Here is a 24,024-nt window from a genome sequence, read left to right on the forward strand (position 1 = left end):
AACAAAAGTGTCAAAAAATGAACAAAAAGCAAGATATATTGCTATTCTAAAACCCTTTGCTTGACCATGATACAACTTTGGAATATTCTGAATGTGAGGTGGATATGTATGGCGATTATTTTTGCAAAAGAAGAGGACTTGGAAGAGATTATTAGCAGCCATCCGAAAATATTACTTAATTTTTGGGCAGAGTGGTGCGCGCCTTGCCGCTGTTTCTGGCCGACACTTGAGCAATTTTCTGAGATGGAAGAAGGTAATGTCCAAGTTGTGAAAATTAATGTAGATAAACAACGTGCATTAGCTCAGAAATTTGATGTAAAAGGAATACCCAATTCGCTTGTTCTTGTTGATGGAGAAATTAAAGGCGCAATTGCTGGTATTGTCAGTTGTGATGAACTTAGAAGCAGATTTAAAAGTTTAGCAAAATAAAAATTCCGCGATACCAGTTAATGGTCGCGGAATTTTTTGTTTCACGTGAAACATTTATTATTTGAAAACGCGGAAACGATCAGCGTCATCGATAAATTCTTTTTCGCCAGCTTCTTGAACGATGTTACCAAACGGCATTTGAGCGCGTAAGTTCCAGCTTGCAGGAATATTCCATTCAGCTTTAACAGCGTCGTCAATTAGTGGGTTGTAATGTTGAAGAGAAGCGCCGATACCAGCGTTTGCAAGAGCAACCCATACAGAGTGTTGCGCAATACCTGAAGATTGTTCAGACCATACAGGGAAGTTATCTGCATATAAAGCAAAGTTTTCTTGTAAGCCTTCGATAACAGCAGTATCTTCAAAGAAAAGAACTGTTCCGTATCCAGCGCGGAAAGAACCAACTTTTTCTTCAGTAGCTGCAAAGTTTTCAGCAGGTACGATAGCGCGTAAAGTATCTTCTACGATATTCCAAAGTTTATCATGGTTTTCTCCTAAAAGAATAACAGCGCGAGAACTTTGAGAGTTGAAAGAAGATGGGCTGTATTTAACAGCGTCTTTAATGATTTCTTCAATTTTGGAATCCTCTAGGGAAACGTTTTTATCTAGTGCATAAATGGAACGACGAACTTTAATAGAATCTAAAAATGTATTAGTCATAATTATAAAACTCCTTTGTTAATGTTATTTACTTACATAAGTATAGCAACTATTCATTAATTTGCAAGTGTTTTTGTCGGAAAAAGATTATGTAAGCGCTAAACCAGTTCTGGCTCTTGCGAAAAAACTTTTTTAGCAAAACACTTGATTTTAAGAACGTTTGTTCGTATAATATGGTTAAGAGGTGATAATTATGGTTACGGCAATTCAGAAAGAGCAAGTACGGACAGAGAAGAATGCTGCTTTTTTAACGAGTCGGCCAGAAGTAGACTATTTAGAGCGCGAATGCTTCTTTATCACATTAAAAGACGCCATGAAGCGAGAATGGGTCGTTCGTTTAAAATATTTTCAAGAAGCAGATATTTCTTCTTTACGTTTAGCATCATTTGAGTATCCTTCCGCGTTCCTTGGGCTTGGAGAGCTAGAAAAGCAAGATTTAGTGCCTCTAGAAATCGATATGCTAACAGAAGAAATTATTTTTAAGGATATTGTTGGACATGAATATGTTATTGAATTTAGAGATATTATAGATGTGGAATTATTGTAGAAGCAGTCGTTGATTCGGCTGTTTTTCTTGTCAAAGGGTCAATCGATATGTATAATAGTTGTTATGACAATTATTGTTAAGACAATAGAAAAGGGGATAATAATGCGCGGATATTATGATGAAATCTCATTTGATGTGAATACGACAGCGAAGAAAATGCACTTGTTTTTGCTGCGTTCTATTGCAAGTTATGATGTGACGCCTGAGCAGTGGTCTATTTTAGAGGGTATTGAGGCGAACGAGCCAATTTCGCAAAAAGAGATTGCGCTTTGGACGAAGAAGGACACGCCAACTGTGAACAGAATTGTAGACGTTTTACTTAGGAAAGAGCTTATTGTACGGGAAATCAGTACCGAAGATAGACGGATTTCGCTGTTATCTTTAACGGAAAAAGGGCGAAAAGAGACGAATGAACTGCGAGATATCGTGGAAGCGAGTTGTGAAAAAATGTTTGCGGGAATTGCGCACGAGGATTTAGAGCAATTCACGGCTGTTTTAAAGAACATTTCTACTAATATAGAGTAAAGAGGGGTAAATTTTGGAAAATAAGACAAGACTTTGGACGAAGGACTACGTATTTTTATTATTAGGAAGTGTGCTTTTATATATTGGGTTTATGGTGTTTATGCCGACGTTACCGGCCCGGATTATTGAACTTGGCGGGACACAAATGCAAGCGAGTTTGGCGGTAGGACTATTTTCGATTGTGGCTCTACTGATGCGAGCTATTGCAGGGAGTTGGAACGACAAATTTGGCCCGAAAGTATTAATTATTGTTGGGTTTTTGATTTTAATTTTAACGACGGTGAACTTTTATTGGTCGACTGCGGTTGCGGCCTTACTTATATTGCGGCTTTTTCACGGGGCTGGTTGGGGAATTGGGACGACTTCGATTGCGACTGGGGTTTCTAAATTAGTACCGCCGAGCAGAACTGGAGAAGGAATTGGATTTTACGGGCTTACGACTGCGCTTGGAATGTCACTGGCGCCGATTATTGCAATTTTAATTATGAATTATTTTTCTTTCGATGTATTGGTGACGTTTTCGCTAGTTTTGATGGTGTTTATTTTAATTTTAATGACACAGCTGAAAATCCCAAAATCAGAAAAAGTCGTACATCAAAAAATGAAATTATTCGAGAAAACGGCTTTGCTTCCGGCTGGATTATGTTTATTAATGGCTGTTCCGCTTGGTGGGATTCAGACGTTTATGATGGTATATGGGACGGAGCTTGGTATTTCGACGACTTGGGTTTACTTCATTGGGCAGGCGATTATGGTGCTTGTTAGTCGCTTGTTTGCTGGACAGCTTTATGATACAAAAGGACATCGTTTTGTTGTTATTCCGGGCGCGCTTGCGATGATTATCGGAATATTGATCCTTTCTTTTGCAACGGGAGCAATTAGCTTGTTTATCGCATCGCTGTTCTTCGGGTTAGGTTACGGGATGACACAGCCGGCACTTCAGGCGCTTGCTGTTGACCGGGCTGCACCGCATAATAAAGGTACTGCGAATGGGACGTTTCTTTCGGGGATGGATATTGGGATGGCTGTTGGTAGTTTTGGCCTGAGTATTGTGGCGACTTACTACAATTATGCAATCATGTACCGCACAGCAATTATTGCGCTTGTCGTATTTTTTGCCGTGTATTGGTTTACTTTAGGACGAAAAGTGAAAAATAGCTAACATCTTTTGTGAAGCTTGGTTCAAATTTTATAAGTGCGAGAATTGCTTTAAATAGCCGATTCTCGCACTTTTTTTATAGTAAAAACTTGGAACATCACATTTATTTGTAGATTTAGTATAAATTTTCTGAAAAACAGTTCTGTTTCTGCTATAATATACAAAAGTACAAAAAGGCAGTGTTTACTTTTAAGCGCTGAAAAATCCGAATATTGTGTGGAATATCACAGGTTCGTTTTTTTTATTTCTTAAGAACAGAACTTCGAAAAGCATAAGTGTAACGAGGAAGGCTCATATCCGGCCAATAAGTATTCTATTATTGGTGAAAATTTTTGTAAGTAATTGGGGAAATTTGATGACAGGAGAGATGTTGAGTGGAACGTGTTTATAATTTTTCGGCAGGTCCGGCGGTTTTACCAGTACCGGTACTTGAAAAGGTTCAAAGGGAGCTACTCTCTTATAATGGTTCAGGAATGTCAGTAATGGAGCTGAGTCACCGTTCAGAATTATTTCAAAACATCTTAGACGATGCGGAGAGCTTAATTCGAGAATTGATGGAGATTCCAGATAATTACAAAGTACTATTTTTGCAAGGTGGCGCGAGTTTGCAATTCGATATGGTGCCGATGAATCTTGCAAATGGTAAAAAGGCGGCGTATGTAAATACTGGATCTTGGGCGAAGAAAGCAATTTCCGAAGCCAAGAAAATTCAGGGTGTTGAGGTGGAAGTGATTGCCTCATCGGAAGACCGCAATTTCAGCTATATTCCTGAAATTCCTACAGTTTCTAGTGATGCGGCTTACTTACATGTAACAACAAATAATACAATTGAAGGAACAGCGATGTTTGATGTGCCAGATTCAACTGTCCCAATCGTTGCCGATATGTCCTCTAATATTTTATCAAGCGTGTATGATGTGAAAAAATTCGGTTTAATTTATGCGGGAGCGCAAAAGAACATTGGGCCTGCTGGATTAACGCTTGTCATCGTGCGCGAAGATTTGATAGGGCAAGTAGAGGGACTTCCTTCTATGTTAGATTTTAAAGTACAAGCCGAGAATGATTCCATGTATAACACACCACCAACGTTTGCCATTTATGTAGCAAAATTAGTATTTGAATGGATTAAAGAGCAAGGTGGCGTTGCTGGGATTGAAGCGTTAAATCGCAAAAAAGCGGCATTATTATATGATTATATTGATCAATCGGATTTCTTTTCTTCACCGGTCGAACCTTCTGCTAGATCGCTCACGAATGTTCCTTTTGTGACGAATTCTGCGGAGTTTGATAAAGCTTTTGTCAAAGAAGCTGAAGCAAATGGTTTTGAAAACTTGAAAGGACATCGCTCAGTGGGCGGGATGCGAGCAAGTCTTTACAATGCATTTCCAATTGAAGGGGTTGAAGCACTAATCGCCTTTATGGAAAAATTTGCAAATGCAAGAAAAGGGGGAGAAGTACGTGTTTAATATCCAAACGTTTAATGCTATCGCGAAAGAAGGCTTAAAGACATTTGATCTTGAAAAATATGTGATTGATGCGAACCAGCCAGCAGACGGGATTTTACTACGGAGTTACAACTTACACGATTTTGACTTTCCAGAAACAGTGAAGGCTGTTGCTAGAGCTGGTGCGGGGGTTAATAATATCCCAGTAGAAAATTGTTCTGAAAAAGGTATTGTTGTATTCAACACGCCTGGTGCAAATGCCAATGCTGTAAAAGAACTGGTCCTTGCGAGCTTGTTCGTTTCGGCGCGCCCTATTTTGGAAGGAACAGAATGGGTGAAGGAATTACCAGCAGAAGATGATGTCGAGCAGAAAGTCGAAGCTGGGAAGAAAGCTTTTGCGGGAACAGAACTTGCGGGTAAAAAGCTTGGAATTATTGGCTTAGGCGCAATTGGTGCGTTAGTGGCAAATGATGCTTTATCGCTTGGGATGGATGTGGTTGGTTATGATCCGTTCGTTTCGGTAGACACTGCTTGGAGAATTTCTAAAGAAGTGGAACGTGCGATGACGATTGAAGAAGTGTTAGCAACCTGTGATTATTTGACAGTCCACGTACCTTTAACAGATAAAACACGCGGCATGTTTAATGCGGATACATTGCAATTAGTGAAGGACAATGCGGTGTTACTAAACTTTTCACGCGGTGAGCTAGTGGATTCTGCGTCTGTGAAGGAAGCTTTAGACGACGGACTTTTGCGTTTATATATTACTGATTTTGCGACAAAAGAATTATTAAATCATAAAAAAGTGCATGTATTTCCACATTTAGGCGCATCGACGGAAGAAGCAGAAACAAACTGTGCTAAAATGGCTGCGAAAGAACTACAAGCTTATCTTGAAACTGGCAGCATTAAAAACTCCGTGAATTTTCCAAATGTAGAAATGCCATATAACGGGCATCCGCGAATTGGTATTTGTCATAAAAATATTCCGAATATGGTTGGGCAAATTACGACAGAACTAGGGAAATATTCCTTAAATATTTTAGATATGACCAATCGTAGTAAAAATGAATATGCCTACACGTTAATCGATATTGATAAGGAAACGCAAGCTAATTTGGAACAACTAAAACAAGATTTGCTAGCGGTGCAAGGGGTTTTGCGTGTTCGCGTTATTGAACCATTAGGTGTAACAGTTTAAATTTATTACCCGGGAAATAATGAGAGCATGAAACTTTATGGTTATTGCCAGACGGGTTCATGCTCTTTTACTAAAAAGGAGGATAACAATGGTAAACATACGTCCATTTAAAGCAATTCGTCCAATCAAAAATTTAGCGGAGAAAGTGGCTTCATTGCCATATGATGTACTTAATTCGGATGAGGCGCGCGAACTTGGTGATGCAAATAAATATTCATTTTTACATATTGATAAGGCGGAAATTGATTTGGATCCGGCGATTTCCCCGTATGACCCAGCTGTGTATCAAAAGGCAGCTGATAATTTGGAGCAATTTGAGTTGGATGGTTGGCTTGGAAGAGAAGCAAATCCGGCATTTTATATTTATCAGCTGACGATGGATGGCCGTCCGCAAACGGGGTTGGTTGTGTGCACGTCGATTGATGATTATATGAATGGGGAGATTAAAAAACATGAGCTGACTCGTGAGGAGAAAGAGTTGGACCGGATTCGCCATGTTGATGTTTGTGATGCGAATACAAGTCCAATTTTCCTAACTTATCGTGGAAAAGAGGCAATTAATACGCTTGTTGAGTCTTGGGTGAGGGAAAATGAGCCGGAATACGACTTTGAGAGCTTCCACGGGGTCGCGCATAAGGTTTGGGCAATTACGGACGCACATATTTTAGAAGACCTGTCAGCGGCGTTCTCGGAAGTCCCAGCGCTATACATCGCAGACGGGCACCATAGAACGGAATCTGCTGTAAAAGTTGGCTTGAAACGGCGCGAAGAATTCCCAGAGGCTGGGCCAGAAGCGGAATTCAATTTCTTTTTATCGGTTGTTTTCCCGGAAGAGCAATTAGAGATTCTTGATTATAATCGGGTTGTGAATGTGCCACTTGAAGCGGAGTTCCTTAGTAAAATCGAAACTAGTTTTGACGTGGAAAATGTTGGAAAAGAAGCATTTAAACCGGAAAAGCCAAAACAAGTTGGGATGTATTTGGACGGGAACTGGTATAAACTTACGGCGAAAAGGGAAGTGATTCCAAATGATGTTATCGGGCAGCTGGATGTTTCGATATTACAATCGCAAGTTTTAACGCCGATTTTTGGGATTGAAGATATTCGTCGCGATAACCGCATTGATTTTGTCGGTGGAATACGTGGATTGGGTGAGCTAGAGCGTCTAGTTGATAATGGCAGCCATTCGGTCGCGTTTGCGATGTACCCGCCAACAATGGACGATTTACTTAGTGTGGCGGATGCTTCGGAAATTATGCCACCGAAATCGACTTGGTTTGAACCGAAATTATTAAGTGGGCTATTTGTCCATGATTTAGAGAGTAAGTAATTTTAGGATGAAGCATATTAGTTACTTTTATTCTGCGGAAAATGAGCCGGAGATAAACCTAGAGATATGGAAAGTGTTTATGAATAATAGTGAAGCTGAGCGTGAAATCCATTTTGAATATACAGGAATCGTGTTTGATATTCAGCTGGGAGAGGTCGGGAAAGCGGACTTGCCGGAGTTGGTTGAAACGCTGCTGGATAAGAACGGAATGGAAGCTTTACCGGTTTTAGTTGTGAATGAGGAAGTATACAAGTATGGCGAGTTTTCTGTTATTGATGCTATCTCGGAATTGCTAGATGTTGGTGTTTCTATCCAAGTAGAAGAAGATTGAAATCAAAAAGCCGGTCGGGAAATTAATCCTGACCGGCTTTTTAACTATTTTTTCTTTTTCCAGATAATTAAAGCTGTGGAAGATAGTAGGATACCAAGTAGAGCCGAGTTCCATGGTGTGGAATCGCCCGTTTTTGGTAAGGTAGCGGAAGCTTTTTTTACTTCGGTCTTCTTTAAATTAGAAGGTGTGGTTTTCGTTTGCTTTTTATCTGGTGAAGGTTGGTCTGTGTTCGTTTTTTTCGTATAGATGTAGTTAACGGTTTGTGTGCTATTTGTGAATAATCCTGTTGTGTTTGTTGGTTCTTTGGATAATGTGTAGCCGTCGATTTGTTTGGAAGTCGCTGTATACTTATCGCCAATATTTCCGTTTAGTGTCTCGGATGGAGCGAGTGTTTTGCCATTAGCATCCATGTAATTCACTGTTATCGGCTGAGCTGCTTCGGTGTTTTTTGTATACATATATGTCACGGTTTGGCTGCTTGTATTGAATGTGCCGGTTGCGTTAGTAGGTTTCGTTTTTAGAGTGTAGCCGTCGATAGTTTTTGGCGTAGTCGTGTAGTTATCTCCTACTGTTCCAGAAATTTCTGTGGTGGAGCTAAGTTGTTTATTATTTTCGTCAACGTAGTGAATTTCTACAACACCTTTTTCAGGAGTTGGATTTTTTGTGTAAATGTAGTTGACGGTTTGCGCGCTGCTTGTGAATTGTCCAGTCGCATTAGTTGGTTCGGCGGATAATGTGTAGCCGTCGATTTGTTTGGCAGTAGCGCTATAGGTGTCATCAACATTTCCGTTTAATGTTTCGGATGGAGCGAGTGTTTTGCCATTAGCATCCACGTAATTAACGGTTACAGGCTCTGCGGCTACGATGTTTTTAGTGTAAACGTACGTTACGGACTGGCTAGTAGTAGTGAATGTTCCAGTTGCGTTATCTGGAGTAGTCGTTAATGTATAATCTGGGATGTCTTTCGCGCTAGAAGTATAAGGATCGTCCAAATTACCGCTTAAAACATCATCATCCGCCAATTTTTCTCCTTTATCATCAAGGTAATGAACTGTGACGTCTTCTCCTTTGATGGGTTGAGGTGCTTCAAATGGAGTTGTTACGGTTCCTACTATAGCTCCATTTGCGGAGGTGAAAGTATAGGTTACGGCTGGATTATCTGTGCTGAGATTTTCCCAAGTTATTGTATTTGTTGCTTGGTCGTATACACCGCCGTCTCCCGGTTCAATATTCATCGGATTTCCAAACTGATCTAATAAATCAGGGCTAACTGGAATGGTCAAGTTGTTGTTTGTTAAAGTTTCTTTGGGCATCGTGATTGTTTGTCCTTCAGCATCAAAGGTATTGTTAAGAGCAGGGATTTTGCCCACAGAAGAGAAGTCTTGGATGTGAGCATTTACACAAGACAAACTTTTAAGCTTTGTATTATGAGAAACGTCTAATTTCGTTAGTTCAGTATTATTTAAATACAAATAGACTAATTTTGGGTTTTGTGAAAGATCCAATTCTGTTATACCAGCGCCTTGGCAGTCTAATGAATATAATTGTGTATTATGCGTGACATCAAGCTCTTTTATTTTTCTACATCCTTCAGCTTTAAAATATGTTAATTGTGGGTTGTGTGTTAGGTCTATTTCTAATATATCAGTTTGTATACATTGTAGTGTAGTTAATTTCGAAAGCGTAGTTACATCTAATTCGGTTAAATCATTTACGCCGCAATCAAAATATGTTAATTGTGTAAGTAGGGTTACATCTATTTCGGTCAATTTATTACCTGAGCAATCTAGGATAGTTAGCTGTGAATTTTGGTTGAGATCCAGTTCAGTTATATTATTATTGTCGCAGTATAAACGGTTCAGTAGTTTATTTTGACTTACATCTAATGCAGTTATTTTATTAAAGCTACAGTCTAAGGTTGTTAATTGAGTATGTGGTGTCACATCTAATTTGGTGATTTTTTTATTTAAATGGCAGTCTAGCTCCGTTAATTGTGTATTGTGGCTGACATCTAGTTCGGTTAAGGTGTTGCGCGCGCAGTTTAAATAAGTTAACAAAGGATTTTGGCTTACATCTATTTGTGTAAGTTTGTTTGTGTCACAATTTAAGTAGGTTAATTTTGTAAGTGGGGTTACGTCAAGGTTTGTAAGTTTATTTGAATCACATGCCAGATAAGTTAAATTAGTGTTTTGGCTAAGATCAAGGGTGGTCATGTTGTTACTTGTGCAAATTAAGCTTGTTAAACCAGTTAATTTTTCAAGACCAGTCATATCTGCTATGGAAGAATTGTGGCAGTCTAGACTTGTTAGGGTCGCTAGTTGTTCTTCGCTGATAGTGTCAGTTGCTTGCATTTCAAATGCTGCTGCTACTTTTGAAGCCAAATTGTCATCAGGAAACCAGTCGTTAAAACTTTGTGTTTGACCGGCTTTGAGTGTTTTCACGGGAGCGGGTTGCTTTGTGGCACTCTCTGTATTATTTGTGATTTCTGTTGTATTGTCTGTAATATCATTAGTTGCCGCGGAAGTTAATAGTGGATTTGAGACCATTGTCAAACTAATTAATGAGACTAATACTATTTTAGAGGTTTTCAATTGAGCTGGCTCCTTTAATTACTTTTTATAATCATTTATTATACGCCGAAATACTTGTTTTTTTGTCCCATTAAGGTACGAAAAACGCACGCATGTGATTCGTTTTTGTCGATTTGATGGCTAAAAAGAATTGCAAAAATGGTAGCGATTAATTTTCACGTCTATGATAATATAAAAGTGTCCGATTAAGTTAAACAAAGGAGTGAATCACGTGCCACATTTGAAAGACTATACGATTGGTATTCAACATATAAAGCAGCTGACTTCGGAAATTTCACTTGGAACAAAGTTGGTATTTGCTATTTCTGGACAGATAACGATTAAGCTTTCAGAGCAGAAATTTTATTTGCAGGAAGGCGATATTTTAGTTCTTGATCGCAACACTTTTTATACAATTGAAGGAAATGAAGATAATTTAATTATTGATTTAACAATTTCAGATACATTTTTTGCGCATTATTATGAGGATTATTTCCAGCATTCGTTTAAATTTTTCTCGAAGGAGAGTGATCCGGGGCGAGAGCGGGTTGTTGGGTCTTTGCGAAAGTCGGTTAGTGAGCTTTTGATTGCTTCGGCGACTAAAAAACGCGCGAATAAATTAGAGGCGCAATCGGCATTATTCCAAATTTTACTTTTGCTTACACGCTTTTTGAAAAGAGGGATTCCGTCTTCGGCACGGAAAGAAGTCAATGATAAACGGATTTCGCGCATTATTCGAGAAGTAGAAGAACGGTTTGATGAAGCCTTGTCTCTGCGCGAGTTTGCGCAAAAAGAGTTTTTAAGTGAGGCGTATTTGTCACGTTATTTTAAAAAGACAACGGGGCTTGGTTTTTTGCAGTATTTGACGGAAGTTCGGTTGAAGCATGCGATTCAAGATTTGCTTCACTCGGCGGAAACTATTACGGAAATAGCACTAAAAAATGGTTTTTCGAGTCAAAAGCATTTTTCGGAAGTGTTTAAGTTTCATTTTGAGTTGACGCCTAGCGAATATCGGATGGAGCATCATTCGGAAACGAATTTACTAATAGAAAACCGGGCGTCACAAATGGGTGCAAGTATCGAACACATCGCGCCATCACCGGAAATTTTAGTGAAGTTAGCGGGTCTTTATTATGATGTGGAGCTTGGTAAGGAATTAAATAAAGCGCCTTTTGAGAAGAAGAAAATTGATATTACGGAAAAGTCGGCGCGCTGTCTCAGCAAGAATATGAATATTTTAACGATTGGTGAGCTGAAAGAAGTGCTGAAAGATAATGTGCAAAAGCAGATTATTACGACGCGGGATGAAATTGGCATTAATTATATTGGCATTCGTCATTTGTTTAGAGGATCGACGTTCTTGCCTGAAACGGAAACGGATGAGCTAGTGCCGACCTCTTCGCCATATGCTAATGCGGATTTAGCGCTCACTTTTTTAAAGCAGCAGAATTTACAATTGTTTATTCGTTTGGAGTATCAAGATATTTTGGGTGAGGAAGAAGCGGTTTTTGAGCGTTTGGATCATTTTTTAAGACATTGTATGCAAGTTTTTGGGCGGGAATTTGTTTCTAAATGGCATTTTATGTTTTATGAACCGAAAAATACATATGCGGACAAAGCAGAATTGAAAAAACTTTATTTGAAGCTATATCAAATTATAAAATCGTGTTTTCCCGCTATCCAAGTCGGAAATTTTGTCCCGTTTTCGTTGTCTAAAGATGCGGTGCCAGAGCGCCACACATGGTTTTTAGAAGAAGCGGATAAAATTGATTTTGTTGCCTTTAATGCGAACCAAAATGAAGCGGTAGATTTTTCGAAAGAGGATACGCAGTCGTTTTTAGTTTCAGAGGATCATTGTTTGTCGAAAACGTTGAAGTTAAAGGCTTTCTTGAAGCATCATCATATTAATAAGCCGTTGATGTTGGTGAATTGGAATACGTTGTCGGGGAATACTAGGTATACGAACGGGACGTTTTTCCGAGGTGCGCTAGTTTTGAAAACGATGCTAGATTTGGTGCCAGAAGTGGATGCGTTAGGATTTTGGATTAATACGGAGCTGCATGAGGGTGACGATAGCAAGTTAAATATTAGCCTGGATGGGATTGAAATGTTCCACTTTTTTAACGGGAAAAGACCGGCGTTTTATGCGGTGAAGTTTTTGAGGCGGCTTAAAGGTGTTGTCGTCGCGGAAGGTCCTGACTTTATTATGACGAAGCACGTGGACGGATATCAGCTGATTTTGATGAACTGTGCGACGATTAATCCGCGCTATTCGGTGGAGGAACGGTTCACTAAAGAAGAGCAAAAAGAAATGCATATTCGGCTTACGGGGCTTGAAGCGGGTGAGTATCAGGTTCGAAAATGGCAATTTGACCGGGATAATGGGGCGCTTTATTCGAAGTATTGGCAGCTTAATAGTAAATACGGGATGGATAAAGAAATTTTGGATTACATTGTGGATGTTTCTCAGCCAACGCTCACGGTGACGGATGAAACGATAACGGAAGATTGGTCGTTTTATGCCTATTTAGATATTAATGCGATTCATTTTTATGAGTTTAGAAGTACGATTTAAAAAGTTCAACTACTGCAGTTGGACTTTTTTTATGCCTTTAACACCGAATTTTTGACATTGGTTAGTGTGGTTTGGAAAAGAAGTAAATTTCAAGCTAAAACTAAGCAAAAAAGCAAACTTCTTTTAGGTTAAATTTTTTTATAATAAAGGTGTAGTGAAAAATACGGATGTTCTGGCCAGCAGAAGTATTAAAAATGGAGGTTTGGAGAATGAAAGAGAAGTTGTTTCAAAAACTAGACGAAAAAAGAGATCGAATGATAGAAATTCGTCGTTACTTACATGAGCACCCTGAACTTTCTTTTCAAGAGGAAAATACGGCGAAATATGTGGCGGATTTTTACAAAAATATGGACTGCGATGTGCGGACGCATGTTGGGGGAAATGGCGTTGTTGTAACGATTGATACGGGTAAACCGGGCAAGACACTAGCTATTCGCGCCGACTTTGATGCACTTCCTATCCATGAAGAAACTGGTTTAGCTTTTGCCTCTAAAAACCCTGGTGTGATGCACGCTTGTGGTCACGATGGTCATACGGCTTATATGCTTATTTTAGGTGAAACGCTTATCGAAATGAAGCAAGAATTAACTGGGAAAATTGTTATTCTACATCAACATGCGGAAGAAACTCCTCCTGGTGGCGCGATTCAAATGATTAAAGATGGTGCATTAGACGGCGTGGATAATGTACTTGGAATTCATGTTATGTCTACGATGAAAACTGGCGAAGTCTTTTACCGCGAAGGTGCGATTCAAACTGGTCGTTCTTATTTCAAACTTAAAGTTCAAGGTCAAGGTGGGCACGGATCTTCTCCCCATTTGGCAAATGACGCAATTGTTGCAGCAAGTGAATTTGTGGTCGCTGTGCAAACCGTTATTAGCCGCCGTTTGAATCCGTTTGATGTTGGTTCGATTACGATTGGTTCTTTTGACGGAAAAGGTAGTTTTAATGTAATTAAGGATGCTGTGGAACTTGAAGGCGATGTTCGCTCGATGTCCGAAGAGGCGCGCAACATCATTCAAAAAGAAATTACGCGCATCGTTAGCGGGATTGAAGCTATGTTTGGCGTTACTTGTGAGCTTGATTACAAAAATGATTATCCGGTTTTAAATAATGACGAAGCTTTGACTGAGTTTGTTGTTAAATCAATTAAAGGGGCGGAAATTCCAGAAATCACGGATGTTATACGCTGCGAACCGCAACCGCCATCGGAAGACTTTGCTTATTATGCAAAAGAGCGTCCGAGCTCATTTTTCTATGTTGGGGCGATGCCGGCTGATGGTCATTTTTACCCGCATCATCATCCAAAATTCGACATTAATGAAGATTCATTATTAATTGCATCAAAAGCAATGGGAGCCTGTGTTGTAGATTACTTAAAAGGAGAGAATAACTAATGACATCAACTGCTTATAAAGGCACAAATAAACTTATTGTTGGGATTGTTTTCGGGGTTATCACGTTTTGGCTATTTGCTCAATCAATGGTAAACATCATTCCAGCGGTACAATCGGATCTGGGGATTTCTTCAGATTTACTTAGTATCGCCATCAGCTTAACCGCGCTATTTTCAGGTATTTTTATCGTTGTAGCGGGTGGGATGGCTGATAAATTTGGTCGTGTAAAATTAACTTATATCGGACTTATTCTTAGCATTATCGGTTCACTACTTCTTGTTTTGACTCAAGGGGCAACGTTACTTATTATCGGTCGTATTATTCAAGGGCTTTCGGCTGCTTGTATTATGCCGGCAACACTTGCACTAATGAAAGCTTATTTTGACGGAGCTGACAGACAAAGGGCACTTAGTTACTGGTCAATCGGCTCATGGGGCGGATCAGGTATTTGTTCATTCGCAGGTGGAGCTATCGCAACTTACATGGGTTGGCGCTGGATTTTCATTATTTCCATCGTATTCGCACTACTTGGAATGCTACTAATTAAAGGCACTCCAGAAAGTAAAGTCGTTCAAAATACAAAAGCAAAATTTGATTCATTCGGACTTGTTCTTTTTGTTATCGCAATGGTTTGTTTAAACCTTATTATTACTCGTGGCGCAACATTTGGCTGGACAAGCCCAATTACTATCGCTATGCTCGTTGTTTTCCTAGTTTCTGCGGGATTATTCTTCCGAGTGGAACTGAGACAAGCCAATGGATTTATTGATTTCTCGTTATTTAAAAATAAAGCTTATACAGGCGCAACACTTTCTAATTTCTTATTAAACGCGGCAGCTGGAACACTTGTTGTTGCAAATACTTATGTACAAATTGGTCGTGGTTTTACGGCATTCCAATCAGGTTTACTTTCTATCGGTTATCTAGTTTGTGTACTTGGAATGATTCGTATCGGTGAAAAAATCTTGCAACGTGTTGGTGCGCGTAAACCAATGATTCTAGGTTCAGGAATTACAGCAGTTGGTATCGCATTAATGGCACTAACATTTGTCCCGGGAACACTTTATACAGTACTTGTGTTTATCGGTTTTGCGTTATTCGGTATCGGACTTGGAATGTATGCAACACCTTCAACAGATACTGCTATCTCTAATGCGCCGGAAGACAAAGTCGGAGTAGCTTCTGGGATTTACAAAATGGCAAGTTCGCTAGGTGGCTCATTCGGCGTGGCGATTTCCGCTACAATTTACGGAGTTATCGCACTTTCCGGAAATATTGATTTAGCTGCAATGGTTGGACTTTTAACAAATGTTGGTTTTTGTGTAGTGTCACTTATTGCTGTTGCGGTAACAACACCGTCAGCGAAAAAAGCACTCGAATTAAAAGCTGCAAAAGAATAGGAGGCTGTATTTATCATGCGTACCAAGTTAATGAACATGCTTGAGGAACGAAAAGATGAAATCACTCAGATTAGACGGCATTTGCACGAACATCCTGAATTATCGTTTCATGAAGCAGAAACAGCAAAATTCATTCAAGATTTTTACAAAGGAAAAGATGTAGAAATTGCAACGGAAGTAGGTAATGGCCACGCGGTCGTTGTAACGATCAAAGGCGGCAAACCCGGAAAAACAATTGCCTTGCGCGCCGATTTCGATGCACTTCCGATTGAAGAAGAAACCGATTTACCATTTAAATCTAAAAATCCTGGTGTGATGCACGCTTGTGGTCACGATGGACATACGGCTTATTTACTTGTGTTGGCAGATTGCTTAATCCAGCTGAAAGAAAATATTCCTGGAACGATTAAAATTGTGCATCAACATGCCGAAGAAGCACCACCCGGCGGAGCGAAAAGCGTTGTCGAGTCTGGTATTTTGGATGATGTGGACCAAATTTTTGGGATTCATGTATTTCCTTTTGGCGAAAGTGGGCAGGTATATTATCATAGTGGCTACGCGATGGCCGGTCGTACCTATTTTAAATTAAAAATTCAAGGTGTTGGTGGGCACGGCTCGTCTCCGCATATGGCGAATGACGCGATTGTTGCGGGTGCGTATTTTGTGACAGCCATTCAAACGGTCGTGAGCAGACGCTTGAACCCATTTGATACGGGTGTTATAACGATTGGTTCTTTTGACGGAAAAGGTAGCTTTAATGTAATTAAGGATTCGGTTGAGTTAGAAGGCGACGTTCGTTACATGAATACCGAAAATCGGGACAAAATGGATGCGGAAATCCACCGAATTGTTGCTGGTATTGAGGCGATGTTTGGCGTAAGCGTGGAATTAACGTATACAAACGATTATCCGCCACTTTATAATGATCCAGCAGTAACGGAACAAGTTATTGGTAGCTTGCAAAAAGGGATTGGCGAGTACTTAACAGAAATCTCTGAATATGATATGCTTTCAGGGTCAGAAGATTTTGCATATTATCTACAAAAAATCCCGGGCGTCTTCTTCTACATTGGTGCAAAGCCAAAAAATGTCTCACATGCATATTTTAATCATCATCCGAAATTCGACATTGATGAAGATGCGTTGTTAGTTGCAGCTAAATCAGTTGCAGACGTTGTGTTAGATTATTATAAATTAAATGGATAATAGCTTTGAAAAGAGCATAGTCAGACTTTAAGAATCTGGTTATGCTCTTTTGTTAGTGGCGGGATTTAAAGAGGAGTGAATTCAAATGAATCAGGTAAAAGGAGAAAGGCATTCGTTAATGGTATTACTTGTTCTATTTATAGGCTATACCAGTGTATACGTGGACAAATACACTATCGGAATTTCGCTTGTAACTGTTTCTCAGGATTTGGGATTTGATCCGAGTCAGAAAGGTTTGATTTTAAGTGCTTTCTTTCTAGGTTATACGCTTTTTCAAATTCCGATGGGGTATTTAAATAATCGGATTGGCGCACGTCCTGTTCTTGCGATATCGATTATTGTTGTCGGGCTGTTTCTTATTATTTTTGGCTTTGGATATTCCTTGCTGTTTTTGGTTGTTATTCGTTTCTTGTCTGGGGCGCTCGGGCATGCGGGTTATCCGCCATCTGTCAGCAACTATATTTCTCTGCATATCCCTTTAAATAAGCGAGGTTTTGCGCAATCGGCAATGCTCGCGTCCTCTGGTTTTGCGGCCTTTATTGGTCCACTTTTAATCGCACAATTATTACTAACAGTAGGTTGGCGTACTACATATTATTGGATTGGTATTGCAGTAATTTTGATTGGATTTTTGATTTTACTAGTAGTACCAAAAGCGCCAAAAATCGATTTAAGCGCCCAAAAAGAAAAAATCAAAGTACCTTTCTCGGAACTTTTAAAAGACAAACAGTTGTGGATTCTGTTGCTATCAGCGCTATTTATCAATGCAGCAAATTATGGTTTAACAAGTTGGCTTGCTTCCTATTTGAGTGAAGTACGCGGGATTTCTATTAGCGAAGTGAGTTATATTAGTTCTTTAGCGGGACTCTGCATCTTAATCGCGGGCGTTGTTGGTGGCTATTTTATCAGTCGTTTTTTCAAAGGAAAAGAGCCAATGGTCATTTTCACGTTTTGCGTACTTGGAGCATTTACGGTTTACGGCGTGTACTTATTTGATCAACTGACGCTTTCGATTATTTGCTTGTGTTTATGTAATGTTTTCCTCATTATGGCCTTTACAACGCTGATGGGGCTGCCACACAAGTTATTTAAACAGAGCCACATTGCGACAAAATACGCGGCCATCAACTCGGGCGGGGTTTTAGGTGGATTTTTCGCACCGATGATTATTGGGGACTTGGTAAAGGCAACTAATTCTTATCAATCGGCTTTTCTATTCTTGGCGATAACTTTATTAATGTCAGGAATTATTGTTTTAGCGATAAAAAAACGAGCAGCAATTAGCGAATAAAATAAAAGGAGGAAAACAAGATTGGCTTTGTTTTCCTCCTTTTTAATTAAGCTAATCCGCCATTGGTAAAGATGACTTGCCCATTGACCCAGCGTGCAGGTCCGGCTAAAAAGGCTACAGTTTCAGCAATATCATCCGGCTGTCCGAGGCGTTCGAGTGGTGTTGCTTTTGCTAAGTTTTCAATCGTTTGCTCATCTTTCCCAGTTAAGAATAACGGGGTGGCAGTTGGGCCGGGAGCGACTGCGTTGACGGTAATATCTTTGCCACGAAGTTCGCGCGCGAGGATTAAAGTGAGCGACTCAACCGCAGCCTTGCTAGCCACATAAGCCCCATACGCCGGAAAATTGGTTCTGGTTACCGAAGTGGAGAAATTAATAATTGCGCCACCAGTTCGTACTCTGAGGGCAGCCTGCTTGGAAACAACAAAAGTGCCACGGACATTAGTTCGCTGAATCAGGTCAAACTCGTCCATATCTAAAGTGGCAATCGGACTTAATTTCATAATGCCGGCTGTATTAACGACGACATCAACCCCGCCAAAATGAGCTTCGATTAAGTCAAAAGCGCTAATCATCTGCGCTTCATCTGCAACGTCACCACCAACACTAATTGCTTCACCACCAGCTGTCACAATCGTTTCGACAAGTGCCTCCGCTTTCGCCTTATTTCCAGCATAATGAACAGCTACCGCGTAATCTTGCGCGACTAATTTTTCAACAACCGCCTTACCAATACCGCCAGAACCCCCTAAAATAAATGCAACACGTTTATTTGTCATGGTCTATTCGCTCCTTTAATTGTAAAATAGTTACTTTTTTTATTTTAAGTAACTTTATAGTTGGAAGTATACTCCTTTTGGTTACTTTGTCAAGGATTTGTAACTTTCTTAAATTCATGTATAATTAAAAGCAAAGAATGAACGGAATGGAGGGATTGAAATGGCGCGTTTATCACAAGAAATTATTTTGGATATGGCAGAGAAAATTATTTATGAAAAAGGGATGGAGAAAACGACTCTTTATGATATTGCGGGGAATTTGAACGTCACACATGCGGCGCTTTATAAGCATTACCGAAACAAGGAAGACTTATTTCAAAAATTGGCATTACGTTGGCTGGAGGAGACTTCACGGGAGATTTTCGCGTGGAATTCGGCGGCTGGACAATCACCGGACGATGCGCTTCACGATTGGCTCTGCCTCTTGGCTGGGACGAAGAAAAAACTGTATGCAACTGATCGGAAAATGTTTTTACTTTACACCGATTATATTGAACAAAATGAAGCATTAGTGAAGAATCATGTAGAGCATTTAGCGCAAAAAGTAGAGGAAGTTAGCGGGCGGAAGGAACAAGGCGCCGCGATTATAACGGCGTTTGTTTATTTTCACAATCCTTATTTTGCGAATCGTTGGGAGCAAGAGGGGCATGAGGAGTTATTTGAGCGTGTTTGGCAGTTGGTTAAGTGACAAAAAGGGATATTGCTTTGAGCAAATCCCTTTTTTATTATGACTAAAACCCAACCGCCATCAACTTCTCTGTATCCTTAAACCGTTTATCCGCAGTATCCGCACCCAAAACAATGGAAATCACACGCTTTCCATCGCGATCAGCTGTTCCAATAAAACAATACCCAGCTTCATCGGTAAATCCTGTTTTTAGCCCGTCTAGCCCTTGTATGGCACCGATCAAGTCGTTGGTTGATTCGAGTTTGGCGCCTTCTTCGGTTATGATGCTGGACTTGGAAGTTGTTTCAAGCACTTCAGAATGAGTGGAAATTAATTGAGATGATAGCAAAAATAAATCTTTTGTAGTAGAAACAGCCATTTTCCCATCAACATCAAGCCCGCTGGCACTGACAAATTTGGTTTTATTAGACAATCCGAGTTTTTTCGCCTCATTATTCATTTTTTGAGGGAAACTCGCTCCTTCCAAACGGTCACCTAACGTCTCGGCGGCATCATTTGCAGACATGACAAGCATCGCGCTATATAAATCCCTGACCGACCACGTTCTTTTTTGTGTAATAGCGTAAAGTGAAACTGCAGAGGGATCATCGAGCCGAACGAGATCAAGTTGCTCATCCCACGATAATTTTTTGTTATCCACAGCCTCAAGAACTAAAAAAGCCGTCATTAATTTTGTTAAACTTGCGATTGGCATAACTTTATCAGCATTTTTTTCATATAACATTTTGCCATTTTCGACTGAAAAGACCGCGGCAGCTTTGGCTGATAAATATACGTCTGGCTGCTTCGCGGAACACGATGAGAGTAGTAATAGCCCTATTAGTAGCACCCAAGTAAGTTTATGTATTTTCATTTTTTCTCCTCCTTTTGACTTCAGTATAGAGAAAAAGAATTGAGTTAAAGCCAAGGAATTAGAAGGATATTTTAAAGCTTTGGTCGGAAAATTTAAGTTTTCTTAACTAGTAGAGATAAAACTATTGTTATTCACATGTGGATAAGTTAAAATAATAGGGATGAATTTTTATTAACGGTTTTTCTGTGGATATGTTAATAAGTCTATGGATAACCTTCAAAATACTAACAATTTAATTGCTTTGGTCAAAGCGGAGCGTAAGTTGTTGAAAATGCACAAAATCACGTGCCAAAATTTATTCAAAATAGGATAAGGCTTATTTGGGCTGGAATTCTAATGAGAAAGGATGAGTAAAGAATGGAATTTGATACTATTGCTGCAATCTCAACACCGCCGGGAGAAGGGGCCATTGCTATTATTCGATTAAGCGGTCCAGAGGCGATTCAGATAGCGGATCGTATTTTTTATGCCAAAAATAGTTTAAGTGATGCGGAAAGTCACACCATTCATTATGGTCATATAAAAGAAGACGGCGAAGTGATTGAGGAAGTGATGGCCACAGTAATGCGTGCCCCGCGGACTTTCACACGGGAAGATGTCGTCGAAATAAATGCTCATGGCGGAATCGTTTCCGTGAATCGCGTATTGCAATTGTTACTTCGAAATGGCGCTAACCTAGCTGAACCAGGCGAGTTCACAAAGCGCGCATTTTTAAATGGAAGAATCGATTTATCACAAGCAGAGGCCGTGATGGATTTAATTCGCGCCAAGACAGACCGGGCGATGGGCGTTGCAATTAGACAAATGGACGGAAATCTTTCACGTTTAATTCGCAATTTGCGCCAAGAAATTTTGGATGCACTCGCGCAAGTCGAGGTAAATATCGACTATCCCGAATACGACGATGTAGAGGAAATGACCCAGCGAATGCTACTGGAAAAAACAGAACTAGTTCGCGCTTCCGTCGAGCAACTTTTACAAACAGCCAGCCAAGGGAAAATCCTCCGCGAAGGCTTAGCAACAGCAATTATCGGTCGACCAAACGTCGGAAAATCTTCCTTGCTTAACCAACTAATTCAAGAAGAAAAAGCGATTGTGACAGATATTGCTGGTACGACACGAGATATTATAGAAGAATACGTCAACGTCCGCGGCGTCCCATTACGTTTAATAGACACAGCTGGAATCCGCGAAACAGAAGATATCGTCGAAAAAATCGGCGTAGAACGGTCCAGAAAAGCGCTAGCGGATGCGGACTTTATCCTGTTAGTATTAAATCAAAATGAAGAGTTAACAGTGGAAGATGAAGCGTTATTTGAAGCGGCGGCAGGCCATAATTATGTCGTTGTTTTAAATAAAACTGATTTGGAAACAAAGCTTGATATAGAGAAAGTGCGTGAAATCGCAGGTGGAAACCCGATTGTCGCGACCTCTTTAGTGAACGATGAAGGTTTAGAGGCTTTAGAAGAAGCAATTAAAACCCTATTTTTTGCTGGTGATATTGATGCTGGCGATGCAACTTATGTGTCGAATGTCCGCCATATTGCGCTCCTTCATCAAGCACTGGATGCGTTAAATGCCGTTACAACAGGAATTCAGCTTGGCATGCCGGTGGATATTGTCCAGATTGATATGACTCGCGCATGGGATTTACTAGGCGAAATTACTGGTGATTCTGTCCAGGATGAATTACTCGATCAGCTGTTTAACCAATTTTGCCTTGGAAAATGATTTTTTAGGAGATGTTTTTATAAAATGCAAACCTATGATGCAGGAACTTTTGACGTCATCGTTGTTGGTGCAGGCCATGCGGGTGTAGAAGCAGGACTTGCCAGTGGACGAATGGGCGCCAAAACGCTGATGTTAACGATAAATTTAGATATGGTCGCTTTTATGCCATGTAATCCTTCTGTTGGAGGTCCAGCAAAAGGCGTAGTTGTGCGCGAAATTGATGCTCTCGGCGGCGAAATGGGTCGCAACACGGATAAAACTTACATCCAAATGCGGATGCTAAATACAGGTAAAGGCCCGGCTGTTCGCGCATTACGTGCTCAAGCAGACAAGTGGGATTACCAACACGAAATGAAACACACGATTGAAAAAGAAGAAAATATCACTTTGCGCCAAGGACTTGTTGACCGTTTAGTTATTGAAGATGGCGTGTGTAAAGGCGTTATCACAAACAGCGGCGCGATTTACTACGCGAAAACAGTCGTTATTACGACAGGAACTTTCTCACGTGGCGAAATTATTGTCGGCGAACTGCGCTACTCAAGTGGTCCGAACAACCAACAACCATCTGTGAAACTTTCGGAGCATCTAGAAGAACTAGGCTTTGAACTACGCCGTTTTAAAACCGGAACACCACCACGCGTAAAATCAAGTACAATCGACTACTCAAAAACAGAAGAACAACCGGGTGACGATCATCCGCGCGCATTTAGTTTTGATACAGTAGATATGATGCTCGATCAACTACCATGTTGGTTAACCTATACAAACGAAACAACGCACGAAATAATCCAAGCCAATTTGCACCGTTCACCAATGTTTACAGCAACGAAAAAAGGCACTGGCGCAAGATATTGCCCATCCATTGAAGATAAAATTGTCCGTTTCAGCGACAAACCAAGACACCAAATCTTCCTTGAACCAGAAGGCAAAAACACTGAAGAAGTATATGTCCAAGGTCTTTCCACAAGTTTACCAGAAGAAGTACAACGCGAAATGTTAAGAAGCATCCCGGGACTTGAAAATGTTGAAATGATGCGCGTTGGCTATGCAATCGAATATGACGCAGTGATGCCTGACCAATTATGGCCATCACTTGAAACCAAATTAGTCGAGGGACTTTTCACAGCTGGCCAAATTAATGGTACAAGTGGTTATGAAGAAGCAGCTGGCCAAGGCTTAATGGCAGGAATCAATGCTGCCCGCAAAGTCTTTGAAAAAGAACCTGTTATCCTCGGTCGTGACCAAGCTTATATCGGCGTTTTGATTGACGATTTAGTAACAAAAGGAACAGAAGAGCCATATCGCTTGCTTACTTCCCGTGCTGAATACCGCTTATTATTGCGCCATGACAACGCAGATTTACGTTTAACTGAAATCGGTCATGAAATCGGCTTAATTAGCGACGAACGTTATGAACGCTTTTTAGCGAAACAAAGTGCCATCGAAGCAGAAAAAGAAAGACTACAAAAAACACGCATCAAACCAACTGCTGAAGTGCAAGCAATGCTAAAAGAAATCGGCTCAGGTGAACTAAAAGATGGAATTCTAGCAGCAGATTTACTTCGCCGTCCAGAAATAACTTACGATAAAATCGCCCAAATTGTTTCACGTGAAACATTTGTGACCGACGAAATCGCTGAACAAGTAGAAATCCAAGTAAAATACGAAGGCTACATCCAAAAATCCAACCTTCAAGTAGAAAAAATGAAACGCATGGAAGACAAAAAAATCCCAGAAAACATCGACTATGATGCAATCAGCGGACTCGCAACAGAAGCCCTAGAAAAATTAAAGAAAATCGAACCCCTTTCCATCGCTCAAGCTAGCCGTATTAGTGGGGTAAACCCAGCTGATATATCGATATTGCTTGTTTATATTGAGCAAGGGAAAATCGCGAAAATAAAGTGA

Annotated in this window: 20 protein-coding genes; 16 read left to right on the plus strand and 4 right to left on the minus strand. The window is 40.2% G+C overall.

Annotation, left to right across the window (positions count from 1 at the left end):
* The first annotated feature begins 108 nt into the window (after window positions 1-108).
* Window positions 109-429: a thioredoxin family protein gene (locus HCX62_RS10905; protein WP_185639071.1), complete on the plus strand. Its 321-nt coding sequence runs from the start codon at window positions 109-111 to the stop codon at window positions 427-429.
* A gap of 57 nt (window positions 430-486) precedes the next feature.
* Here the strand turns inward: HCX62_RS10905 and HCX62_RS10910 are convergent, their stop codons facing one another.
* Window positions 487-1,086 carry a nitroreductase family protein gene (locus tag HCX62_RS10910; protein ID WP_003768793.1) on the minus strand — a complete coding sequence of 200 codons (600 nt, stop codon included), beginning with the start codon at window positions 1,084-1,086 and terminating at the stop codon, window positions 487-489.
* A 193-nt stretch (window positions 1,087-1,279) separates the two neighbouring features.
* Here HCX62_RS10910 and HCX62_RS10915 point away from each other — a divergent pair, with 193 nt between their 5' ends.
* The 7 genes from HCX62_RS10915 to HCX62_RS10945 all read left to right on the plus strand — a co-directional run bounded on the left by HCX62_RS10915 (window position 1,280) and on the right by HCX62_RS10945 (window position 7,624).
* Entirely contained in the window at window positions 1,280-1,633 is a 354-nt protein-coding gene (locus HCX62_RS10915; protein ID WP_185639072.1) for a hypothetical protein, read from the plus strand.
* Between the two features lie 102 nt (window positions 1,634-1,735).
* Window positions 1,736-2,158 (plus strand): MarR family winged helix-turn-helix transcriptional regulator, encoded by a 423-nt coding sequence (locus HCX62_RS10920; RefSeq protein ID WP_185639073.1) that lies wholly within the window; start codon window positions 1,736-1,738, stop codon window positions 2,156-2,158.
* A 13-nt stretch (window positions 2,159-2,171) separates the two neighbouring features.
* Window positions 2,172-3,320 carry a lmo2826 family MFS transporter gene (locus HCX62_RS10925; protein WP_185559869.1) on the plus strand — a complete coding sequence of 383 codons (1,149 nt, stop codon included), beginning with the start codon at window positions 2,172-2,174 and terminating at the stop codon, window positions 3,318-3,320.
* 371 nt (window positions 3,321-3,691) lie between these two features.
* A complete protein-coding gene (gene serC / locus HCX62_RS10930; RefSeq protein WP_012951057.1) occupies window positions 3,692-4,783 on the plus strand; it encodes a 3-phosphoserine/phosphohydroxythreonine transaminase in 1,092 nt (363 codons plus the stop codon).
* Window positions 4,776-5,963: a phosphoglycerate dehydrogenase gene (locus tag HCX62_RS10935; protein WP_185639074.1), complete on the plus strand. Its 1,188-nt coding sequence runs from the start codon at window positions 4,776-4,778 to the stop codon at window positions 5,961-5,963. Before serC ends, HCX62_RS10935 begins: the two co-directional genes overlap by 8 nt.
* A gap of 88 nt (window positions 5,964-6,051) precedes the next feature.
* Window positions 6,052-7,293: a DUF1015 domain-containing protein gene (locus HCX62_RS10940; RefSeq protein WP_185639075.1), complete on the plus strand. Its 1,242-nt coding sequence runs from the start codon at window positions 6,052-6,054 to the stop codon at window positions 7,291-7,293.
* 7 nt (window positions 7,294-7,300) lie between these two features.
* Complete coding sequence (locus HCX62_RS10945; protein WP_185639076.1) at window positions 7,301-7,624, plus strand: arsenic metallochaperone ArsD family protein; 324 nt, start codon at window positions 7,301-7,303, stop codon at window positions 7,622-7,624.
* A 44-nt stretch (window positions 7,625-7,668) separates the two neighbouring features.
* Here HCX62_RS10945 and inlJ read toward each other — a convergent pair whose 3' ends face one another.
* Window positions 7,669-10,215, minus strand: coding sequence for a class 1 internalin InlJ (inlJ, locus tag HCX62_RS10950; RefSeq protein ID WP_185639077.1), 2,547 nt, complete (start codon window positions 10,213-10,215; stop codon window positions 7,669-7,671).
* 211 nt (window positions 10,216-10,426) lie between these two features.
* Here inlJ and HCX62_RS10955 point away from each other — a divergent pair, with 211 nt between their 5' ends.
* The 5 genes from HCX62_RS10955 (at window position 10,427) to HCX62_RS10975 (ending at window position 18,063) form a co-directional block, all read left to right on the plus strand.
* On the plus strand, window positions 10,427-12,769 hold the full coding sequence (locus tag HCX62_RS10955) for a helix-turn-helix domain-containing protein (protein ID WP_185639078.1): 2,343 nt from the start codon (window positions 10,427-10,429) through the stop codon (window positions 12,767-12,769).
* A 194-nt stretch (window positions 12,770-12,963) separates the two neighbouring features.
* Window positions 12,964-14,166, plus strand: a complete 1,203-nt coding sequence (locus tag HCX62_RS10960) for a M20 family metallopeptidase (protein WP_185639079.1) — start codon at window positions 12,964-12,966, stop codon at window positions 14,164-14,166.
* Window positions 14,166-15,566, plus strand: coding sequence for an MFS transporter (locus HCX62_RS10965; protein WP_185639080.1), 1,401 nt, complete (start codon window positions 14,166-14,168; stop codon window positions 15,564-15,566). Before HCX62_RS10960 ends, HCX62_RS10965 begins: the two co-directional genes overlap by 1 nt.
* A 15-nt stretch (window positions 15,567-15,581) precedes the next feature.
* Window positions 15,582-16,772 carry a M20 family metallopeptidase gene (locus HCX62_RS10970; RefSeq protein ID WP_185639081.1) on the plus strand — a complete coding sequence of 397 codons (1,191 nt, stop codon included), beginning with the start codon at window positions 15,582-15,584 and terminating at the stop codon, window positions 16,770-16,772.
* Between the two features lie 85 nt (window positions 16,773-16,857).
* A complete protein-coding gene (locus HCX62_RS10975; RefSeq protein ID WP_185639082.1) occupies window positions 16,858-18,063 on the plus strand; it encodes an MFS transporter in 1,206 nt (401 codons plus the stop codon).
* 46 nt (window positions 18,064-18,109) lie between these two features.
* On the opposite strand, the gene HCX62_RS10980 is transcribed toward HCX62_RS10975, so the two are convergent.
* Window positions 18,110-18,841: an SDR family oxidoreductase gene (locus HCX62_RS10980; RefSeq protein ID WP_185639083.1), complete on the minus strand. Its 732-nt coding sequence runs from the start codon at window positions 18,839-18,841 to the stop codon at window positions 18,110-18,112.
* Between the two features lie 160 nt (window positions 18,842-19,001).
* Between HCX62_RS10980 and HCX62_RS10985 the strand changes: the two genes are divergently transcribed.
* A complete protein-coding gene (locus HCX62_RS10985; protein WP_185639084.1) occupies window positions 19,002-19,529 on the plus strand; it encodes a TetR/AcrR family transcriptional regulator in 528 nt (175 codons plus the stop codon).
* Between the two features lie 43 nt (window positions 19,530-19,572).
* Here the strand turns inward: HCX62_RS10985 and HCX62_RS10990 are convergent, their stop codons facing one another.
* Entirely contained in the window at window positions 19,573-20,382 is an 810-nt protein-coding gene (locus tag HCX62_RS10990) for a D-alanyl-D-alanine carboxypeptidase PBPD2 (RefSeq protein WP_185639085.1), read from the minus strand.
* Window positions 20,383-20,739: 357 nt separating this feature from the next.
* On the opposite strand from HCX62_RS10990, the gene mnmE reads away from it, so the two are divergent.
* Together mnmE and mnmG are read left to right on the plus strand one after the other, a co-directional pair.
* Window positions 20,740-22,113: a tRNA uridine-5-carboxymethylaminomethyl(34) synthesis GTPase MnmE gene (gene mnmE / locus HCX62_RS10995; protein WP_185639086.1), complete on the plus strand. Its 1,374-nt coding sequence runs from the start codon at window positions 20,740-20,742 to the stop codon at window positions 22,111-22,113.
* Window positions 22,114-22,137: 24 nt separating this feature from the next.
* Entirely contained in the window at window positions 22,138-24,024 is a 1,887-nt protein-coding gene (mnmG, locus tag HCX62_RS11000; RefSeq protein ID WP_014602306.1) for a tRNA uridine-5-carboxymethylaminomethyl(34) synthesis enzyme MnmG, read from the plus strand.

The organism is Listeria swaminathanii (assembly GCF_014229645.1).
GTDB classification, from domain to species: domain Bacteria; phylum Bacillota; class Bacilli; order Lactobacillales; family Listeriaceae; genus Listeria; species Listeria swaminathanii.

Excerpts from the sequence above, each read along its gene's own strand:
- HCX62_RS10985 (WP_185639084.1), top strand. The coding sequence starts at position 19,002 with ATGGCGCGTTTATCACAAGAAATTATTTTGGATATGGCAGAGAAAATT.
- HCX62_RS10940 (WP_185639075.1), top strand. The coding sequence starts at position 6,052 with ATGGTAAACATACGTCCATTTAAAGCAATTCGTCCAATCAAAAATTTA.
- HCX62_RS10980 (WP_185639083.1), bottom strand. The coding sequence starts at position 18,841 with ATGACAAATAAACGTGTTGCATTTATTTTAGGGGGTTCTGGCGGTATT.
- HCX62_RS10910 (WP_003768793.1), bottom strand. The coding sequence starts at position 1,086 with ATGACTAATACATTTTTAGATTCTATTAAAGTTCGTCGTTCCATTTAT.
- HCX62_RS10990 (WP_185639085.1), bottom strand. The coding sequence starts at position 20,382 with ATGAAAATACATAAACTTACTTGGGTGCTACTAATAGGGCTATTACTA.
- HCX62_RS10915 (WP_185639072.1), top strand. The coding sequence starts at position 1,280 with ATGGTTACGGCAATTCAGAAAGAGCAAGTACGGACAGAGAAGAATGCT.
- mnmE (WP_185639086.1), top strand. The coding sequence starts at position 20,740 with ATGGAATTTGATACTATTGCTGCAATCTCAACACCGCCGGGAGAAGGG.
- HCX62_RS10970 (WP_185639081.1), top strand. The coding sequence starts at position 15,582 with ATGCGTACCAAGTTAATGAACATGCTTGAGGAACGAAAAGATGAAATC.
- mnmG (WP_014602306.1), top strand. The coding sequence starts at position 22,138 with ATGCAAACCTATGATGCAGGAACTTTTGACGTCATCGTTGTTGGTGCA.
- HCX62_RS10945 (WP_185639076.1), top strand. The coding sequence starts at position 7,301 with ATGAAGCATATTAGTTACTTTTATTCTGCGGAAAATGAGCCGGAGATA.
- HCX62_RS10920 (WP_185639073.1), top strand. The coding sequence starts at position 1,736 with ATGCGCGGATATTATGATGAAATCTCATTTGATGTGAATACGACAGCG.
- HCX62_RS10905 (WP_185639071.1), top strand. The coding sequence starts at position 109 with ATGGCGATTATTTTTGCAAAAGAAGAGGACTTGGAAGAGATTATTAGC.
- HCX62_RS10965 (WP_185639080.1), top strand. The coding sequence starts at position 14,166 with ATGACATCAACTGCTTATAAAGGCACAAATAAACTTATTGTTGGGATT.
- HCX62_RS10975 (WP_185639082.1), top strand. The coding sequence starts at position 16,858 with ATGAATCAGGTAAAAGGAGAAAGGCATTCGTTAATGGTATTACTTGTT.
- HCX62_RS10960 (WP_185639079.1), top strand. The coding sequence starts at position 12,964 with ATGGAGGTTTGGAGAATGAAAGAGAAGTTGTTTCAAAAACTAGACGAA.